Source organism: Vibrio sp. 10N.247.311.51, assembly GCF_041467855.1.
Taxonomy (GTDB): domain Bacteria; phylum Pseudomonadota; class Gammaproteobacteria; order Enterobacterales; family Vibrionaceae; genus Vibrio; species Vibrio coralliirubri.
In genome coordinates this window covers 1-19,367 of record NZ_JBFSVK010000015.1, presented here as the reverse complement: position 1 = coordinate 19,367, position 19,367 = coordinate 1, and the positions used below count along the sequence as shown (strand labels likewise).

The window sequence follows — 19,367 nt, the reverse complement described above, 5'->3', positions numbered from 1 at the left end:
TTTACCACATTCACCGCTGTTATTGCGCAGGTTTTTGAGCCCAAACGTGAATATAACGGCCTAGTGACAGATATGGCTCTTGGCGACATAGCTGTTTTTCCAGTTCCAATACATCTTCAAATTGGTAATCGCCCATGTACTCCATATTACCTATGTAATCACTGAAAGAGCGAATGCCTGATTTACCACAGATTTCTAGACCAGCGTCTTCTATCCATTGATAAACCTCTTCCGGCTTCAAGCCTTTTTGTGGTTGCAGCTTAAACCGTTTTCGATGTGGCATCCCATTCAATACATGAGGAATGTTGCCACAAATCACATTTTTCAGGACTAATCCGTGGTGGTTGTAAAACATTATCGAGGCAACGCCACCCGGTTTAACTTGTTCAAGCAATAAATCAAGCGCCTCTTTAGGATCGGCTAACCATTCCATTACGGCATGAAACATCACAAAATCGACTTTTTCATCGAGATGTTCTGCGACTTTTTGGACCGGAGAATGAATAAACCGATACTGCTCTAGCAAACCCGCTTCACTGATACTTTCTTCTGCGAGCTTCAGCATTTCAGAAGAGAGATCACACAGAGAAACGTTATGCCCAAGCGCGGCAATTTTTTGCGACATCTGCGCAAGGCCGCCTCCAGCATCAAGCACATGCAGCGGCGAAGCTGATTGCTCAAATTTGCTCAAAGCTTGTTCTAAATCTTCCCATACGATGATCTGACGGATCTCTCCTTTGTCAGAGCCGTAAATATTTTTTGCAAATTTGTGGGCAATATCGTCGAAATTACGGTCTTCAGTCACGGCTACTTGAGTTATTATGTCCTATCGTGCCTGCTATTCTGTCACAGGAATTTCAGGAATAAAGAGGCGATGTCTCTTTTTACTACTAAGTGATGTTTTTTCGGACTATTCGGATATGTTTGAGCTGAAAAAAGTAGTGTCTTCGCTATTGATGCCACTGCCAGCAATGTTAATTCTCGCTTTTCTGGGTTTAGCCCTAGTGATGTTTACTACCAAAAGGAAGACTGGTTGCCTAATCACCCTTTCAGCCCTATGTGGTATTTTCCTAATCGCTTTCCAACCAGTTTCTAGTCAACTTTTAATGCCAATGGAAAGGCAACACACCGCATTTTTACCTGTCGATGAAACCGTCGATTACGTGATGGTTCTCGGAAGTGGTCACGTCGTAGACGACCAAATTCCACCGACATCAGAACTTAGCCGCACCGGACTGATGCGTTTAAGTGAAGGGATTCGTATTCTACGTCTTTACCCTGGTGCAAAACTGATATTGTCTGGCTATGGCGCAGGCACTGAAGTAAGTAACGCAAGAATGATGGCTAAAGTTGCATTAGCACTTGGCGTAGCAAAGCCCGACATCATTCTGCTTGAAACCGCAAAAGACACTTGGGAAGAAGCCCGCCAAGCCGCTGCGTTCGTTAAGAATAAAAGAATGGTGTTGGTGACTTCAGCGAGCCATATGACTCGCGCACTGAATGAGTTCAATGCTGCTGGCATGAAACCACTACCTGCACCAACCAACTATCTTGCACAAGAAGGTATTGTTGAGCCTTGGAATAAGTACATGCCAAAAGCTCTTTACCTTGAGCAGACTGAGCGTTACTGGCACGAAACCATGGGATTGGTTTGGCAAAGCCTGCGTGATTGGTTGGATACAAGCAATGACATTGTTGAAGAGCCGGTTATTCCAGAAGCTTCCAGCTTAGTTGAAGATGACGGTGAAGTTTCTGCGGCTCAGCCTCAGTAAACCTATTGAATCTTTAAACTCATCTTGTGCAGACAGAGTCGCCAAGTATGTGTAGATCTTTTGGTCGCTAACAGTAAAAGCTGAGTAATAAAAAAGCCGAAACATCAATGATGTCTCGGCTTTTTACGTTTAAATGTCGTTGTTGATTAATCACTCCCGAAGGAAATCAATCACCAGCGAACATGTAACCTTCACCGTGAACCGTCACAAAAATTTGTGGGTTCTTAGGATCGAACTCCATTTTTGCACGCATACGACGAATCAGTACGTCGATAGTACGGTCATTAGGCGCGTCCACTCGGTGGCTGATCATATTCAGAATACGTTCGCGGCTTAATACTTGGTTAGGGTAAGAGGACAAAGCCACTAGCAGTTCGTATTCTGCTTTGGTCAGTTTCACCGGTTCGCCGTTTTTGCTTAACGCACGACGAGGGATATCAAATGTCCACTCACCAAAACGAACCACAGACTCATCTGATGTTTCTTCGACTGCGCCCGCAGCTGTTTTACGAGCAGCAGAGATACGCCAAAGTAGGTTTTTAACTCGAACTAATAACTCGCGAAGTTCGAAGGGTTTAGTAACGTAATCGTCAGCGCCCATTTCAAGGCCAACGATTTTGTCGATGCTATCCGTGCGTCCAGTAACTAAAATAATTCCAATGTCTGATTGACTGCGTAATTCGCGAGTTAGCATCAATCCATCTTCGCCTGGTAAGTTGATGTCCAGCATAATGAGGTCAACGTTGTTTTCTTCTAACACGTTTCTCATTTGAGCGCCGCTTTCTGCTTCGCTCACTGTGTAACCCTCGTTCTGGAAGTATCCAACCAGTTTACTGCGGGTTACCACATCATCTTCTACGACTAATACGTGATAGCTCATCTACACCACTTTTCTTATTTAATAGTTTCAGTGACTATTCTATTCATAACTAGTAACAATTCTAGTGGTACAGAAGATAAAAGCCAGAAACATGGATTTTTTTTGATACAAGACAATCTTAAACCTTGCTATTTATCGTCCATCGCAATTCAATATAGGCATTACTACTAACGAGTAACTTTGCGTTTCGAAAATAGCCTTGTTATTCAGCCTTGGTGTGCTTATGCCCAAGTGACTTCAAGATGCATATAAGTAACATCACAAGACTAAGTCAGGATCTAACAAATGAAAGATACGAAAGCGTTCAACGAGCAAAGAGCAGAAATATACTGGTGGCTATCAAGCTTATTTGCCAAAGAGCTCACTCAAGAAGAACTCGATCACTACCACTCTGTTGAAATTCGTTCTTTCCTAACTGGTTTAGGCGAAAATGAGACACTAAAGCCAGCGATTGATAAGTTAGTGGACGCGCTGAACCGCCTACAAACTCGTGAAGATGCTCAGCTAGAACTGTCTGCAGACTTTTGCGATCTTTTCTTAAAGACAGATAAACACGGCGCTCTTCCTTACGCTTCAATGTATATCGGCGAAACTGGCCTTTTGAATGATAAGCCAGCAAAAGATATGGAAGAGATCATGGCTAAACACAACTTAGTCGTGAACCAAGATCTAAAAGAGCCAGCAGACCACATTGCTATTGAACTCGATTTCCTTGGTAACTTGATCATTCGTTCAAACGAAACGGATATTGAAGAAGAGCTAGAGAATTCATTTGCCGTTCAGCAGCAGTTTATCGAACAACAACTGCTGACTTGGGTACCAAAGTTCAACGTGAAATGTCATGACGTTGATGAATTCGGTTTCTACGCTAGTGTCTCATCTTTGCTACTCGCATTCTGTCAATTAGACACTCAATATTTAGCTGGTGAATAGCTTATTGGATGACTAGGTAAATAAATTCAGTAGAATGTGACAATTCACCCGGATTTTTGGGTGAATTTTATTGCGAGTAATTTCTAGTCAGTCTAAAATTGTGACCGCAAACGATAAAATATGAAACATTCACGAAATGCTATGCTTATTAAAGTTCAGAGCATTTCGGTGTTAAGACAAGCCGCTCAATAGCGGTTTTTTGTTTTTTAGCACTTTAGTACCCAAAGAGCCCTACAAATTTAAGCTCTTAGTTAGGTAGCTTAACGGCTACTTTATTCCGTACTTTGGGAAAGTAGCTTCTAATAGGATAAAACCATGGCCACTATAAAAGATGTCGCTCGCTTAGCCGGCGTATCAACAACAACCGTTTCTCACGTAATCAACAAAACTCGCTTTGTTGCAGAAGCAACTCAAGAAAAAGTAAACAAAGCCGTAGATGAACTGAACTATGCACCAAGTGCTGTTGCTCGTAGCTTGAAATGCAATACAACACGCACTATCGGCATGCTAGTGACTCAATCAACTAACCTATTCTTCTCTGAAGTTATCGATGGTGTTGAGAGCTACTGCTACCGTCAAGGTTACACTTTGATCTTGTGTAATACGGGCGGTATCTATGAGAAGCAGCGTGACTACATTCGAATGCTTGCAGAGAAACGTGTAGATGGCATCTTAGTTATGTGTTCTGACCTAACTGAAGAACTAAGAGAGATGTTGGACCGTCACGCTGACATCCCTAAAGTTATCATGGACTGGGGGCCTGAGAGCTCTCAGGCTGATAAGATCATCGATAACTCAGAAGAAGGTGGCTACCTAGCAACCAAATACCTTATTGAACGCGGTCACTCTAAGATTGCATGTTTAAGTGGCCACTTAGACAAAGCAGCATGTGTTGAACGTATTGCCGGTTACAAGCGCGCACTCAACGAAGCTAAGATTTCTGCCGATGAAAATATGATCATCGAAGGCAACTTCGAGTGTGATACGGCTGTTCTTGCTGCAGAACAAATCGTTGAGATGGAAGATCGTCCAACGGCGGTATTCTGCTTTAACGACACAATGGCACTCGGCTTAATGAGCCGCCTGCAAGAAAAAGGCATTCGCATTCCAGAAGATATCTCAGTGATCGGTTACGACAACATCGAACTGGCTGAATACTTCTCTCCGCCGCTAACGACCGTTCACCAACCAAAACGTCGTGTTGGTAAGAACGCATTCGAAATTCTATTAGAGCGCATCAAAGACAAAGACCACGAAAAACGCGTCTTCGAAATGCACCCTGAAATTGTTGAACGAAGTACAGTTAAAACGTTAAATTAATTGATAATTCGAGTTTAATTTCATCAAGCGCACCTTTAGGTGCGCTTTTTTTATCAGCAACTATAATGAACCTTTATGCATAAATGAAAGATCATTAATTGAAGCAACATCACATTTTGAAATATCAACTGTGAGCTTCATTCAACAAAAACTTTATTCTATTCAATCAGTCACGCACAGGGCAAACCACTCGAAAGAGTGAGACGCAAAGCTTCCGGCCTAAACCACTCGTTGGTATGGTAGCGGGGTTACCGATGGCAAAATGCAGTAACTACTAATAATTTAGTAATTTACGGCTTATTGACAATTTAATTGCAACATTTTGCTAATCTCTCGGACCTGCTTATTTGGTGGCGTAGTTCAAATACACCGAGATAAATAACATGGATAAACCGATACTAAAGGACTCGATGAAGTTATTTGAGTCCCTAGGAAAAATAAAATCACGCTCAATGTTTGGTGGCTTCGGTCTTTTTGCTGATGACACTATGTTTGCTCTGGTTGTAAATGACCAGTTGCACATACGCGCAGACAAAGGCACAACGAAACAATTCGAACAACAAGGGTTTCAACCGTACGTCTACAAAAAACGTGGTTTCCCTGTCGTTACTAAATATTTCGCTTTACCTGAAGGCCTCTGGCAAGACCAAGAGAAAATCTTGCAGCTTGCAACCACGTCTCTAGGTTTTGCTAAAGAAGAAAAAGCTGAGCAGTCTTCTGCTAAGCCGACCCGACTCAAAGATCTGCCTAATCTTCGACTCGCTACCGAGCGTATGTTGAAAAAGGCAGGGATCGATTCTGTAGAACGTTTATATGAATCTGGCTCTGTAAACGCATTTAACGCCATCAAAGAATCGCATGCGTCTTCTGTCAGTATTGAACTACTTTGGGCGCTAGAAGGCGCGATCAATGGTACACATTGGTCTGTTATACCGCAGCAGCGTCGCGAAGAGCTTATCAATCGCGTCAATTAACATTGTCAGTGCAATCTATATACATAACTAAGCCGCATTTACTGCGGCTTTTTTTATGTCGACAAAACTAGTCTTATGTATCGCTAGACCACTGTGATCAAAAAGATGGACGGTAATAGTATTTGTAATCCACTTTAACCATCGGAATGAAGTTAATTTCTCCAGAGGAATCCATTATTTCTTTTACTTTGATGGTACCGTTTTTGATTTCAAACGAGCGTACATCTACTTTTTCAGAGGCTTGCGGTAAGATTTTGCTCAATTCATATGAGCGCTTACTGTTTATATCCATCCAGATTTTTTTTCCAGATTCGTAAGCCTGTGATTGGCTCGCCACTACATCGCCTTTAAATATTTTAGACTCAACAGCCGCACGGTGATAGACGCCCGATCCCATGGCTTGGAAAGAGAATAGACCCGTTGTAGCAATAACCGTAATCATTGATAATAATTTCATAGCTAGCTCCTTAGTTGTCTGCCTGAATAATTATCTAAAACAATCTTCATGCCACGATTGTTACGTATATAGAACGAGCCAAGACCAAAACTCTTTCAAATTTTTGTTACTTTTTATGTGGTACAAATTATCGCTATTAAAATAATGCATACAAAACAAGTTCCTAGCAGAGAGTCACAACCTTCTAATCAACGAATCTTTTTCCACCTCTATTTAGCCAATACTTGTCGGCAACATAAGGCTGAGCAATTAGGATAGCTGTTTACCCCCGATCCATCGTCTAGAATAAATAGTTTTTTATTAACTGGTGAAAGTTAATCTATGCTTTGCCTGTCTATCTATACTATCGGTATGCATTGAAAATTTAGAGGAAGTATCAATGAGTAAGAAAATGATATTGGGTATTGTGTTGGTCGTAACCATCGTGTTGTTAGGCATCAATTTCGGCCAGTACTTAACGCTTGAAAATGCTAAGGCCCAACAAGCTGTGTTAAATGACTACATTGACAGCAACTTTATTGCGGCTGCCGCTATCTATTTTGTCGCGTATGTCATGATTACGGCTTTCTCCATTCCTGGTGCCGCGGTTGTGACCCTATTAGGGGCCGCGCTATTTGGCTTCTGGAATAGCTTGCTGCTGGTATCTTTCGCAAGTGCGATCGGTGCGACCTTAGCCTTCTTAAGTAGCCGTTACCTGTTGCGTGACTGGATTCAAACCAAATTTGGTGACAAATTGGCGACGATTAACAAGGGGGTTGAAAAAGACGGCGCGTTTTACCTGTTTTCTCTGCGTCTGATTCCTGTATTCCCATTCTTCCTTATCAACCTATTGATGGGTCTAACACCGATGTCAGTGAGTCGTTACTACATTACGAGTCAAATCGGGATGTTACCGGGGACGGCGGTTTTCTTGAATGCTGGTACTCAGCTCGCAGAAATTGATTCACTTTCGGGCATCGTCTCCCCTTCAGTACTATTGTCATTTGCGTTATTGGGTATATTCCCAATAGTTGCTAAATGGTTGATGGGTAAGTTTCGCTCAACACCCGTAGCTGAATAACGTATATAACGGAATAATTTATAATAGCTAAATAACACAGATAGCCGAATAAGGTTCTATTTCAATGAAAATCTTCAGTGCATCGAATCCGACAGAAGCTCATATCATCTGTGGATTGTTAGAAAGCGAGAATATTGCCTGTGAAGTCCGTGGTGAGGGGTTGTTCGGATTGAAAGGGGAAATCCCATTCACAGAAGAGACTGACCCTTACGTATGGTTATATGAGCCAGAATTGGCCAGTAAAGCTCGCATGCTCGTCAATGACTACCAAAAGCAGCAAGATTCGATCATCTATGAAGAGTGGCGTTGTGGTGAGTGTCATGAAGTCAACGAAGCGCAATTCGGCTCGTGCTGGCAGTGCGGTGCCGCCTCACCTGAATAACAAGGTTTCATTGACTTTATAGAGCGATTCGGTCAGATACCTCCTCCAAATAAAAACGGGAAGCTAAAGTTAGCTTCCCGTTTTTGTTTCAATTCGATTCAACCATCATCTTTGTTTTCGCGTCTAGAAAATCACTGAATTTGTTTTTGAATAAACGCAATCGAACGCTGATTAAACTCTTCAGGGTTTTCCACGTTACACACGTGTCCACAATTCGGAATTTCGACTAGTTCACTCGACTCATGCGCTGCGACCATTTCTTTTACAGGCTTGATGAACATGTAGTCACGTTCTCCCATTAAATAAAGGGTTGGGATCGGCAATTCTCTGTCTTTGAAATACTTCATCAATGGGTTTACATCAGCCGTTAAGATAAACCAACGCTTAAACTCTTTTTGACACAGCTTTTTAGCTTCGCGGATAAAAAGATGACGAGACTCTTTTTGGCTTTTTTGTGGCATCACAACATAAGCAAAAAGGCTGTATAACCACATGTAAGGAATGATGTGCTTGCTGAGGTTACCCAACTTGATTAACACTTGAGAGCGAGTGTTTAGCTTGGTGACAGCGCCACCCAGTACCATTGAACGTACACGGCCAGCCGCTAACTCGGCAACGTTACGCACAATAATCGTGCCCAAAGACATACCAACGAAATGTGCAGAACGGATCTTAAGATGGTCTAACACTTTAAGAATATCAAGTGTCACCGATTTAAACGTATAGCGATTCGAAATCAGCCCTTTAAGTATATTGTCTGATTTACCGTGCCCTCTCAGATCAATGAGAAGTAAGTTGAAATGCTGTTTATACGCTTTGATCTGCTTGAACCAGATGGAGGAACTGCCTCCTGCGCCATGCACAAATACAACCCACTCATCGCTCGTAGGGTGAGTAAATGTTTTATGAAATAGTAAACTCTCAGACATACCTATCGCTTTAATTATTGGAATGGAGCTATGCCTCATCACGAGGCGATGACTAAGGATATCACGCTATTAAGAACTTTAAGTGATAATAGTGTCAAACCTATCATTAGTCATGTGAATGCCTACCTCACCTTTTCTACCTGACTAAAATGAGTTTGCAAGCTTTGTCTTCGTAAACGTGATGTGCTCTGACCAGGAAACAAAAAAGCACTCTACAATTAGAGCGCCTTCATTTATTACGAGCGGTTGTTGCTCGCCCGCTAATTTTAAAGCTAAGTCAACAAGTTAAAATGCTGAATGGTACATAGCTAGGTATTCTTTAGCCGCATCTTCCCAACTAAAATCTTGCTGCATCGCATAAAGCTGAACACGCTTAACTTCAGATGGGTTTTGTGCGTAAAGCAGTAATGAACGATGTAACACAGCCAATAACGCTTGCGGTGTTGGCTCTTCAAAAGCAAACCCAGTCGCGACTTCAGGATCCTGATCGTAATCATTCACGCTGTCTTTTAAACCTCCCACAGAACGAACAATCGGCAAAGTACCGTAAGCCATGCTGTAGATTTGGTTTAAGCCACACGGTTCAAATTCCGAAGGCATCAAGAAGAAATCAGAGCCTGCTTCAACCAAGTGCGCAAGTTCATTATTGTACGCTTCCACGAACGAGAACTTATCTGAGTGAAGGGCTGATAGCTCTTTCAATTGACTCGCCAAAACCGGATCGCCAGTACCGACAATCACGATCTGAAGATCATTTTTCAAAAACTGTTCGATGATAGGCAGTAAGTAATGAACACCTTTTTGATTCGTCAAGCGACAAACCATGCCATAAACCGCGCAATCGGCAACGGGTAAACCTACGTCTTGTTGCAGTTTTTGCTTACAAGCTGATTTTCCGCGAGCCATGCTGTGTTTGGTCGCTTTGTATTTACGAGGTAGGAAAGCATCAGTTTCCGGATTCCAAGCCCCGTAATCACACCCATTCAAAATGCCGAACAAATCAGCTGATCTGTGTTGGAATTCTGCAGCCATACCGTGGCTACCTAATTCCGTTTTCAACTCTTCTGCATAAGTAGGACTTACTGCGTTCACTTTATCCGCGCACATCACGCCAGCTCTTAGCATAGTGACATGAGTGTCACTCACTGAAGCTTCAGGCGCATGGTAACTGTGCATCTCTGGCAGGAATTGAAGTTGATCGTATGCGAACACACCTTTGAAAACCGCATTGTGAATCGAGATAACACTGCGCGTATTTTCAAAGAAATCGTGTTGTTGATAACGCGATTTAAGCAAGAAAGGAACGAAACCAGTATGCCAGTCATTTGCATGAATGATATCCGGTTGAAAACCAAGCTTAGGAAGCATATCAAGACAGGCTGCACTAAAGAACGAAAAGCGCTCTCCGTTATCAGCATAAGCTTGATTGTTTTCTGCGTACATTTCCGGGCGGTCGAAATACTTGGCACATTCAATACCAAAAACTGGAACGCCTTCTACGCTCAGTTTTTTAACTTGATAAGCCGTATGAGGCCAATGATCGAGTTCAGTCGATAAAATAACTTCTGCTGAATCAATGTTTGGAATGTTTCTATATGCGGGGATAGTCACTCGAACGTCCTGTTCGAGTGTTTGCAACGCTTTAGGCAGTGCCTTGGCTACATCAGCCAAGCCACCACTTTTAATCAAGCCTTCAACTTCAGACGCTACAAAAAGTACCGAGAGAGTCTTAGTAACCAACTCGTGCTCCTTTAGAAATCACTACAACACCATCGTCAGATACGTGGTAATGCTTTTTGTCTTCTGTCAGATTCACACCAATCTGTGTGCCCGGTGCGATGTCTGCATCTTTATCGATGATAACGCGGCGCAAGATACAACCCTCACCCACTTTTACGTCACCGAGTAAGATACTTTCGCTGATATCACACGCTGATGCGATATTGCTTCGGAAGCCCAGTACACTCTTTTCAATACGCGAACCACGTACATAACTACCGCTACACACAAGGCTATCAATGATCTGAATTCGACCATTTGCCGAATCAGTAAACGTAGCTGGTGGTAGTGGCGGGTAATAAGTGTGTAGAGGCCATTTACGGTTGTATAGCGAGAATGGCGCATCTTTCTTAAGAAGGTCCATGTGGGCTTGCCAGTACGCGTCAATCGTACCTACATCGCGCCAGTAAACTTCTTCTTTCTCACCAGTAATACGGTTGGTGCTGAAATCATAAACAAACACGTCACCACGTGGGAACATGTTTGGAATAATGTCTTTGCCGAAATCGTGTGTCGAACCTTCTCTATCAGCATCTTCCGTTAGTTCAGCAAAAAGCTCTTTCGCTTCGAACACGTAGTTGCCCATTGAAACGAGCGCTGATTCTGGATCGCCCGGAATCGACTTCGGATTTGCAGGTTTCTCTTCAAAGCCAATCATACGGCCGTCAGCATCAACCTCAATAACACCGAATTCTGATGCTTCAGCAAGCGGCATGCGCAATGCTGATACTGTTAGAGCCGCTTTCTTCTCTTTATGGAAATCAAGCATCTGTTTGATGTCCATCTTATAGATATGGTCTGAACCAAAAATACATACTTGATCAGGTTCTTCCAACTCCATAAAGCCCATGTTTTGGTAGATAGCATCTGCTGTGCCTTCATACCAACGCTTTCCTTTACGCATTTGCGCAGGAATTGGGTCAATAAAACGGTCTGTTATGCCACTGATATTCCAACCTTTTTTCATATGGTGGAACAGTGACTGTGACTTAAATTGTGTTAATACGTAGATCTTCATTAGATCGGCATTAACGAAGTTGTTCAAAGCGAAATCAATTAAGCGGTAACTACCACCGAAAGGAACCGAGGGTTTGCTGCGAGATTCAGTTAAAGGTCTTAAGCGAGAGCCTTCACCACCAGCAAGAATCATTCCCAATACACCAGCCATTTTATTCTCCATATATCTATAGCTTGTCGATGTTAGTACTCGTAGAGGTATCTTCCTCTGGGGGATGAGCACCAACACTTATTTCGGTATTTAGCGAATATCCATTCACATATAGTGACAATATCCTAAGCCAAACGTTGTTATGTGTGCACTATTCTTTGCACTTGGTTTTATATACGTTATCGACTTTTCGGCCGAATTCAATTTTTAATACGCCATTCTGTGGTACGTAAGCTGATTGCTTTCCTAAGACTTAAAGCAGCTCACACTACATCGTCCAGACGAAACATTACATTAACACCCGACACACATCAGGTATACAACTAAACGCTGATCTGTGAGTTACAATATTTTAATTAAGTTACATTTTGGTTAAAGTTACATAAGAAGATGTGATTAATTGCCGCTATTTATTTCGCAGTGTGGATTTAATAAGTTCTCGCAGACGAAATACCAAATCAACAAGTTGCATATTTAGTCATATTGAGATCAAAAAAAAACAGCCATTAGGCTGCTTTTTCATCAATAACGTTCAGTTACTTCTCTTTAGGCTTTTTACGCTTATCCGTAACTTCCCACTTACCGTCGATGTACAACGCAGTCCAACCGGACGGTTTTCCATCTACTTCAGTACGAACGTAGTTTTCTTTGGTCTTACGACTAAAACGAACCACTGTCGGCTTACCATCAGGGTCAGCAACTGGCGCTGATGCTAGGTATTGAAACTTAGGTGAGATACGGTCTTTAAAACGAACCAGCTCTTCCACTAATGGTGCACGTGTTTCACGTGATTTAGGGAAGTTGCTCGCAGCCATAAATAGACCAGAAGCACCATCACGAAGAACAAAGTACGCGTCTGAATTTTCACACGGAAGTTCAGGGAAATGTACCGGGTCTTCTTTCGGTGGCGCAACTTCACCATTTTTCAGAATCTTACGAGTGTTCTTACAATCTTCACTCGTACAGTCCATGTATTTACCAAAACGACCGTTCTTCAGAACCATGTCAGAACCACACTTGTCACACTCAACAAGTGGACCATCGTAGCCTTTCACTTTAAATTCGCCGTGCTCAACCACATAACCTTCACAGTTCGGGTTGTTACCACATACGTGCATCTTACGCTTATCATCGATTAGATAAGCATCCATTGCCGTTTCACAAATAGGACAACGCTTTTTAGCTCGAAGTGCTGCTGTTTCAACGTCTTCTTCAAGCACGTTGATAATGCCTTCTTCATCGCCCAGGTTGATTGTTGTCTTACAACGCTCTTTTGGTGGAAGTGCATAACCAGAACAACCAAGGAATACGCCTGTCGAAGCAGTACGAATACCCATTTTACGGCTACAAGTCGGACACTCAATATCGGTTTCCACGATATGATTTGGCTTCATGCCACCAGCGTCTTCGTCTAAATCTGCTTTTTCCAAATCGCCAGTAAAGTCTTCGAAGAAGTTATCTAGCACGCCTTTCCAGCTTGCTTCGCCTTCTGCGATTTGGTCCAACTTCTGCTCCATACGAGCAGTGAAGTCGTAGTTCATTAGGTCATTGAAGCTGCCGTCTAGACGGTCAGTAACAATTTCACCCATCTTCTCAGCATAGAAACGACGCTGTTCAACTTTTACATAACCACGATCTTGAATCGTCGAGATGATTGATGCGTATGTTGAAGGACGACCAATACCACGCTTCTCAAGCTCTTTAACTAGCGCTGCTTCAGTGAAACGAGCCGGTGGCTTAGTGAAGTGCTGCTTAGGGTCTAACGCGATCAGATCAAGCTTATCGCCGATCTGAACTGCTGGAAGGATCGTATCTTCGTTCTTACCCATTGGACGCTGAACACGAGTCCAACCATCAAATTTAAGGATACGACCTTTCGCTTTCAACGTGTACTCATCTGCTTTAACGCTTACTGTCGTTGAATCGTATTGAGCTGGCGTCATTTGACACGCAACGAATTGATTCCAAATTAGCGAGTAAAGCTTGTGTGCGTCTGCGTCTACGCCGTTTAGGTCTTCCGACTTAACATCTACACTTGAAGGACGAATCGCTTCGTGGGCCTCTTGAGCGCCCTCTTTGCTGCCGTATACAAGTGCTTTAGGTGGAAGGTATTGCGCGCCGTACTCAGAACCAATGTATTCACGAGCGGCTTCTACAGCTTCTGAGCTCAAGTTGGTTGAGTCAGTACGCATATAAGTGATGTAACCCGCTTCATACAGGCGTTGAGCCAGCATCATGGTTTTCTTTACGCCATAACCAAGACGCGTACTCGCCGCTTGTTGCAGCGTCGACGTGATGTAAGGTGCAGACGGCTTACTCTTTGTTGGGCGGTCTTCACGTTTACATACTTCGTATTGCGCTTTTTCTAAAACGCTAACAGCAGCTTGTGTTTGCGCTTCGTTTTCAGGTTTAAACGCAACACCGTCTTTCTGCGCAACTTGCAGTCTAAAGTCGGTTTTCTCTGCAGTTTTAGTATCAGCATGCACATCCCAGAACTCTTCAGGGATAAAGGCGTTGATCTCGCGCTCACGCTCTACCAGTAGTTTTACCGCTACTGATTGAACACGGCCAGCGGACAGGCCTCGTGCTACTTTTTTCCAAAGCAGAGGTGACACCATAAAGCCAACAACACGGTCCATAAAACGTCGTGCTTGTTGCGCGTTTACGCCATCAATATTTAGCTCACCTGGAGTTTCGAAAGCTTGTTGAATAGCATTCTTGGTGATTTCGTTAAAAACCACTCGCTTGTATCGCGTTTCATCGCCGCCGATAATCTCACGAAGGTGCCATGCGATAGCTTCTCCTTCGCGGTCCAAATCGGTTGCGAGATAAACATGGTCTGCGTTCTCAGCCAGTTTTTGCAATTCAGCGACGACTTTTTCTTTACCAGGTAGGATTTGGTAGTTCGCTTCCCACTCTTTATACGGGTTGATACCCATCTTTTTAATAAGAGCTTTGCGATCTTTTTCTTTCTTGATACGAGCTTTGTCTTCTGGGCTCATACCCTTGGTTGAAACTGCAGCAGCCTTTTGACCAGTACTTTGACCCGCCGTTGGTAAATCACGTACGTGACCTACACTCGACTTAACGACAAAGTCTTTGCCAAGATATTTATTGATAGTTTTAGCCTTGGCTGGCGACTCCACTATAACGAGCGATTTACCCATATTGACTCTAACGTCCTTAATCACGATGCTTCAGCACCAACAATTTAGCTTGTGGGCTTTTACGCATGATATTCTAAATTCATTGCTTCTTTTTTTACTATTGTGCGAGATTACTAGAAGATCAACCGCTTTTTTCAAAATTGGATCTGATCGCTCGACAATTCGACGACTCATAGATAAAAGGGTCACAATATAAAGAAGCTATAAAGTACTCACTAAGAATACTTGCAAGAGCCTATTCATCAGGCATTACGTCTAAACGGGCTCATACTAAGCTTGTCCGCGAATCTAACGCGAGCCCCATTCAATTATTTTTGCCGTAAATCACAAAATAAATTGTGGATGTTTGAAAAGACTCTCTTAATCGGTTGTGAAATCATTGAATTTCTAGTTCGACACCATAAACTCAACGTTATGTTCAGTTATCAGAGATAAACTCATGACAAAGAAAGTAATAGCAGAATTTGATTTACTGCTTATCGCAAACCAAATTATCCAATCACATGATGACTACATTGAAGGCATGCGCGCAAACAGCGTAGTAGAAAAAGACGATGTACTCGTCTTCAAAGGTGAATACTTCTTAGACAGCAATGGAATGCCGACAGAGAATACAACCGCGGTATTTAACATGTTTAAATACTTAGCGCACCACCTTTCGAAAGAATTTACAATTCAGCAATAATTAAAAAGCTTGCCATTTAGGCAAGCTTTTTTTGTACCTGAACCGTTACATACTAATCATTTTTATAGGCTTAGCATTTTCAGCTTGTCGAAATAATCAGGGAATGTCTTTGACGTACAACCTGGATCATTAATCGTCACAGGCGTATCGCTCAAAGCAACCAGCGAGAAACACATCGCCATACGGTGATCATCGTAAGTATCAATCGCCGCATGAGTCAGTTCAGCCACAGGGTTAACAATGATGTAATCTTCACCCTCCTCCACTTCAGCGCCGACTTTACGTAGCTCTGTTGCCATTGCAGCCAAGCGGTCTGTCTCTTTCACACGCCAGTTGTAGACATTACGGATTGCCGTTGTGCCTTTCGCAAACAATGCGGTTGTCGCGATAGTCATCGCCGCATCTGGGATATGGTTATAGTCCATATCAATGCCTTTCAGCTCGCCACAACGAGAGATAACGTAGTCGTCACCCCATTCGATTTCCGCACCCATTTTCTCAAGCGCATCAGCGAATTGAATATCACCTTGGATACTGTTTTTACCAATACCAGTGACCTTAATCTCACCACCTTTGATAGCAGCGGCTGCAAGGAAATATGACGCAGATGATGCATCACCTTCAACCAAGAAATCACCCGGTGCCGAGTAAGATTGACCCGCAGGAATCACAAACTCTTGGTAATCATTATTGATCACGTCCACACCAAATTGCTTCATGATGTGCAGCGTAATATCGATGTAAGGTTTAGAAACCAATTCACCGTCAATTTTAATGGTCACTTCACCTTCAGCTAAGGGCGCAGCCATCAAAAATGCCGTCAAGAATTGGCTAGAGATTGAACCGTCGATAGAAACCGTACCACTCTTCAGACCGGTACCTGTGATCTTCAATGGTGGATAGTTTTCGTTCTCTAAGTATTCAACGTCGGCACCGGCTTCTCGCAGTGCCGTTACTAAGTGACCAATTGGGCGCTCTTTCATGCGCGGCTCACCAGTAAGAACGTATTCACCGCGACCTAAACATAGTGCAGCCGCCAACGGACGCATCGCCGTACCCGCGTTACCTAAGAAAAGCTCGAGGGCTTTGTCACTTGAAAATGCACCACCAACACCTGTCACTTCACAAACGGTTTTGTCTGCAGACAACTGGTAATCAACACCTAACTGAGTCAATGCATTCAACATATGACGAATATCATCACTGTCTAGCAAGTTTGTTAGGCGAGTGGTTCCCGTAGAAAGTGCAGCCAAAAGAAGTGCACGGTTGGAAACGCTTTTTGAACCAGGTAGGTTAACTTCCCCGTTCACTTTTTGAATTGGTTGTAACGTAAGGCTTTCCATTAAATCTTATAGTCCTTGTACCACCCGAAGTCACTGGTGCGTATTTATTTTCGGGTGATGAATAATTCTTCGTACTTGCAGACTAACGAACTTTTCCAACGAACTCCAGAGCTAATCCCGCTCAAACCGATGATTAATTAGCCAATCAATCGTATTTACATACTAGTACACAAGATCAACTCGAACACCATCTGAAAAATAGAGAATTCGTACATCATCGCCTCGGTTGAACAGCATCGAGTTATCGACATCTTGGATAATGTTGACCAGCTTGTCGTCTTTGGTTTTGACCAATAACTCGACCAGTTTGTACTCTACTTTATATTGTGTATTACCTCGGTTACGAGCAATACCCGCGCCCGCTACTGCGCCGACAGCTGCCGCCACTTCTTTACCGGTGCCGCCGCCAAACTGGTTACCAATCAAGCCGCCAATCGCCGCACCTAACAAGGTTTCCCAACCATTCGCTTTCGACTCAACGATCTCTTGCTGAGTGATGTATCTGACCGTATCAATCTCACCATAAACCACCTCATTTACTGGTCGAGCTTGGTTTCTGTTGTAAGCTGCATTTGCCAACATGGGCAAAACAAGTAAAATCCAAAGCAACTTCTTCATGGTAAAACTCCTAAAGACCTCTTGGTCAGTGATTAATCTGTAATGCGGTACTTATGACTATATACCTAACCGAACTTGATACTACTAGTATAGAGTTTCCTTCGCCTTTCGACGCGCTTGATGAACCCAACGGTCTGCTCGCCTTCGGTGGTGATTTATCACCAACGCGAATTTTAAACGCTTATAGCCAAGGTATATTTCCATGGTATGGCCCAGGTGAGCCTATACTTTGGTGGAGCCCTGCACCGCGAGCGGTATTTAATCCTAAGACATTCGAACCGTCAAAAAGTCTTAAAAAGTTTCAAAGAAAGCACAATTACCGAGTCAGCATCAACCAAGCGACGGACAGAGTAATTGGTTATTGCTCTTCACTAAGACCCGAAGAAGAAACTTGGCTAAACAGCGACATGCAGTCAGCCTACCGCAAACTCGCTTCATTAGGTTTCTGCCACTCGGTTGAGGTTTGGCAAGATGATGAACTGATCGGCGGACTTTACGGCTTACAAAGAGGCCAAGTCTTTTGCGGTGAATCGATGTTCAGCCTGAAGACCAATGCCTCTAAAATCGCGCTGTGGTATTTTTGTGAACACTTTACACAATTCGGCGGACAACTGATTGATTGCCAAGTCATGAACCCTCACTTGGAATCCTTAGGCGCTATCGAGGTTGATAGGGATGAATTCCTAGGCTCTCTGCAATTACTCAAAGAATTTTCCGTTGACGATGCATGCTTTCAAACCCAATGGCTAAAGGAAATGCCTTAATGAATCCAGATTTACAACAAATCAGAATTGGATTAACAGACAATCACGCTTGCAGCTACTTACCTCACCTCGAAGAAAGAGTAGCGGTCACGCTTGATGAACACATGCACACCTCAGATAACTATGAAGTTCTGCTTGCGAACGGTTTTCGCCGCAGTGGTTCAACCATTTATAAGCCACATTGTGATAATTGCTCAGCATGCCAAGCAATTCGTCTTTCAATTCCTGAGGTAAAGCTTTCCAAAAGCCAACGACGGATCCTTAACAAAGGAAAATCACTACGTTGGGAACTGAAAGATGAGATGGATGACAACTGGTTTGACTTATACAGTCGCTATATCACCGCTCGTCACCGTTCGGGAACCATGTACCCACCCAAAAAAGAAGAATTTCTACAATTCTCTAAAAATGAGTGGCTTACTACAAAGTTCATGCACATCTATGATGAGAACAAGTTGGTTGGTATCGCCGTAACCGACATCATGGCTCACTGTACGAGCGCGTTTTATACCTTCTTCGATCCTGATATAGACATTTCGATGGGAACACTTGGCGTTCTATTTCAGATCCAACATGCCCAGAAAGAACAAAAACAATGGTTATATTTGGGTTATCAAATCGATGAATGCCCTGCGATGAACTATAAAGTACGATTTCAACGTCATCAAAGGCTAGTAAATCAGCGGTGGCAAGGGTAGAATACGCGACAACTTTACATATTTTGATTTTAACGGCACAATCAAGCCGTTGAAAACCGCCAAATTTCGAAAGAGGATTAGATGGCTAAAGAAGACGTAATCGAGATGCAAGGCACTGTCCTTGATACTCTACCAAACACAATGTTCCGTGTTGAGCTTGAAAACGGTCACGTAGTGACAGCACACATCTCTGGTAAAATGCGTAAGAACTACATCCGTATTCTTACTGGTGATAAAGTAACTGTTGAGATGACTCCATACGACCTTTCTAAAGGCCGCATCGTCTTCCGTGCTCGTTAATTTTTAATTAGCGAATACAATAAGAAGCGGAGCTTAAGGCTCCGTTTTTTATTGCCTGAACGTTTTACTACACAAGTACATCAATCTCGCATCTCGCATCTCGCATCTCGCATCTCGCATCTCGCATCTCGCATCTCG

At 43.1% G+C, this 19,367-nt stretch carries 19 protein-coding genes and 1 riboswitch; of the genes, 10 read left to right on the top strand and 9 right to left on the bottom strand.

The genetic code is table 11. The features are described 5' to 3' along the window. Window positions 1-19 precede the first annotated feature (19 nt). The gene (gene cmoM / locus AB6E85_RS14415; protein ID WP_052879036.1) at window positions 20-805 is read right to left on the bottom strand and encodes a tRNA uridine 5-oxyacetic acid(34) methyltransferase CmoM; all 786 of its coding nucleotides are present in this window, start codon (window positions 803-805) and stop codon (window positions 20-22) included. A 115-nt stretch (window positions 806-920) separates the two neighbouring features. Here cmoM and elyC point away from each other — a divergent pair, with 115 nt between their 5' ends. Beyond that, window positions 921-1,772, top strand: coding sequence for an envelope biogenesis factor ElyC (gene elyC / locus AB6E85_RS14410; protein ID WP_048607318.1), 852 nt, complete (start codon window positions 921-923; stop codon window positions 1,770-1,772). Between the two features lie 166 nt (window positions 1,773-1,938). On the opposite strand, the gene torR is transcribed toward elyC, so the two are convergent. Continuing rightward, window positions 1,939-2,652 (bottom strand): two-component system response regulator TorR, encoded by a 714-nt coding sequence (torR, locus tag AB6E85_RS14405; protein ID WP_017067841.1) that lies wholly within the window; start codon window positions 2,650-2,652, stop codon window positions 1,939-1,941. A 285-nt stretch (window positions 2,653-2,937) separates the two neighbouring features. Between torR and torD the strand changes: the two genes are divergently transcribed. The 3 genes from torD (at window position 2,938) to AB6E85_RS14390 (ending at window position 5,879) form a co-directional block, all read left to right on the top strand. After that, complete coding sequence (torD, locus tag AB6E85_RS14400) at window positions 2,938-3,585, top strand: molecular chaperone TorD (protein ID WP_019820999.1); 648 nt, start codon at window positions 2,938-2,940, stop codon at window positions 3,583-3,585. Window positions 3,586-3,900: 315 nt separating this feature from the next. Beyond that, entirely contained in the window at window positions 3,901-4,905 is a 1,005-nt protein-coding gene (purR, locus tag AB6E85_RS14395; protein WP_017062096.1) for an HTH-type transcriptional repressor PurR, read from the top strand. Between the two features lie 170 nt (window positions 4,906-5,075). Continuing rightward, window positions 5,076-5,161, top strand: a riboswitch (cyclic di-GMP riboswitch). A gap of 127 nt (window positions 5,162-5,288) precedes the next feature. Continuing rightward, entirely contained in the window at window positions 5,289-5,879 is a 591-nt protein-coding gene (locus AB6E85_RS14390; RefSeq protein WP_019820997.1) for a TfoX/Sxy family DNA transformation protein, read from the top strand. A gap of 97 nt (window positions 5,880-5,976) precedes the next feature. Here AB6E85_RS14390 and AB6E85_RS14385 read toward each other — a convergent pair whose 3' ends face one another. Next, entirely contained in the window at window positions 5,977-6,336 is a 360-nt protein-coding gene (locus AB6E85_RS14385) for a DUF3316 domain-containing protein (protein WP_050621832.1), read from the bottom strand. A 379-nt stretch (window positions 6,337-6,715) separates the two neighbouring features. Here AB6E85_RS14385 and AB6E85_RS14380 point away from each other — a divergent pair, with 379 nt between their 5' ends. Together AB6E85_RS14380 and AB6E85_RS14375 are read left to right on the top strand one after the other, a co-directional pair. Beyond that, window positions 6,716-7,396 carry a TVP38/TMEM64 family protein gene (locus AB6E85_RS14380; RefSeq protein WP_086775876.1) on the top strand — a complete coding sequence of 227 codons (681 nt, stop codon included), beginning with the start codon at window positions 6,716-6,718 and terminating at the stop codon, window positions 7,394-7,396. Between the two features lie 64 nt (window positions 7,397-7,460). Continuing rightward, on the top strand, window positions 7,461-7,778 hold the full coding sequence (locus tag AB6E85_RS14375; RefSeq protein WP_017062099.1) for a DUF2007 domain-containing protein: 318 nt from the start codon (window positions 7,461-7,463) through the stop codon (window positions 7,776-7,778). A 131-nt stretch (window positions 7,779-7,909) separates the two neighbouring features. On the opposite strand, the gene AB6E85_RS14370 is transcribed toward AB6E85_RS14375, so the two are convergent. The 4 genes from AB6E85_RS14370 to topA all read right to left on the bottom strand — a co-directional run bounded on the left by AB6E85_RS14370 (window position 7,910) and on the right by topA (window position 14,821). Then, window positions 7,910-8,707 carry an alpha/beta fold hydrolase gene (locus tag AB6E85_RS14370; RefSeq protein WP_017062100.1) on the bottom strand — a complete coding sequence of 266 codons (798 nt, stop codon included), beginning with the start codon at window positions 8,705-8,707 and terminating at the stop codon, window positions 7,910-7,912. 285 nt (window positions 8,708-8,992) lie between these two features. Beyond that, on the bottom strand, window positions 8,993-10,447 hold the full coding sequence (glgA, locus tag AB6E85_RS14365) for a glycogen synthase GlgA (RefSeq protein WP_372143096.1): 1,455 nt from the start codon (window positions 10,445-10,447) through the stop codon (window positions 8,993-8,995). Next, window positions 10,437-11,666, bottom strand: coding sequence for a glucose-1-phosphate adenylyltransferase (gene glgC, locus AB6E85_RS14360; RefSeq protein ID WP_080582251.1), 1,230 nt, complete (start codon window positions 11,664-11,666; stop codon window positions 10,437-10,439). The genes glgA and glgC overlap by 11 nt, the downstream gene beginning before the upstream one ends. Before the next feature lie 524 nt (window positions 11,667-12,190). Next, window positions 12,191-14,821, bottom strand: coding sequence for a type I DNA topoisomerase (topA, locus tag AB6E85_RS14355; protein ID WP_017062103.1), 2,631 nt, complete (start codon window positions 14,819-14,821; stop codon window positions 12,191-12,193). Window positions 14,822-15,260: 439 nt separating this feature from the next. Here topA and AB6E85_RS14350 point away from each other — a divergent pair, with 439 nt between their 5' ends. Then, a complete protein-coding gene (locus AB6E85_RS14350) occupies window positions 15,261-15,506 on the top strand; it encodes a YciN family protein (protein ID WP_017062104.1) in 246 nt (81 codons plus the stop codon). 62 nt (window positions 15,507-15,568) lie between these two features. Here AB6E85_RS14350 and aroA read toward each other — a convergent pair whose 3' ends face one another. Then, a complete protein-coding gene (aroA, locus tag AB6E85_RS14345) occupies window positions 15,569-16,849 on the bottom strand; it encodes a 3-phosphoshikimate 1-carboxyvinyltransferase (protein WP_048616256.1) in 1,281 nt (426 codons plus the stop codon). A 162-nt stretch (window positions 16,850-17,011) separates the two neighbouring features. After that, window positions 17,012-17,467: a glycine zipper 2TM domain-containing protein gene (locus tag AB6E85_RS14340; protein ID WP_372143095.1), complete on the bottom strand. Its 456-nt coding sequence runs from the start codon at window positions 17,465-17,467 to the stop codon at window positions 17,012-17,014. Window positions 17,468-17,520: 53 nt separating this feature from the next. Between AB6E85_RS14340 and aat the strand changes: the two genes are divergently transcribed. From aat to infA, 3 genes are all read left to right on the top strand, one after another. Further along, a complete protein-coding gene (gene aat, locus AB6E85_RS14335; protein ID WP_372143094.1) occupies window positions 17,521-18,231 on the top strand; it encodes a leucyl/phenylalanyl-tRNA--protein transferase in 711 nt (236 codons plus the stop codon). Next, on the top strand, window positions 18,231-18,929 hold the full coding sequence (locus AB6E85_RS14330) for an arginyltransferase (protein WP_048664675.1): 699 nt from the start codon (window positions 18,231-18,233) through the stop codon (window positions 18,927-18,929). Before aat ends, AB6E85_RS14330 begins: the two co-directional genes overlap by 1 nt. A gap of 81 nt (window positions 18,930-19,010) precedes the next feature. Next, window positions 19,011-19,229 carry a translation initiation factor IF-1 gene (gene infA / locus AB6E85_RS14325; protein WP_001040192.1) on the top strand — a complete coding sequence of 73 codons (219 nt, stop codon included), beginning with the start codon at window positions 19,011-19,013 and terminating at the stop codon, window positions 19,227-19,229. Window positions 19,230-19,367: the final 138 nt, after the last annotated feature.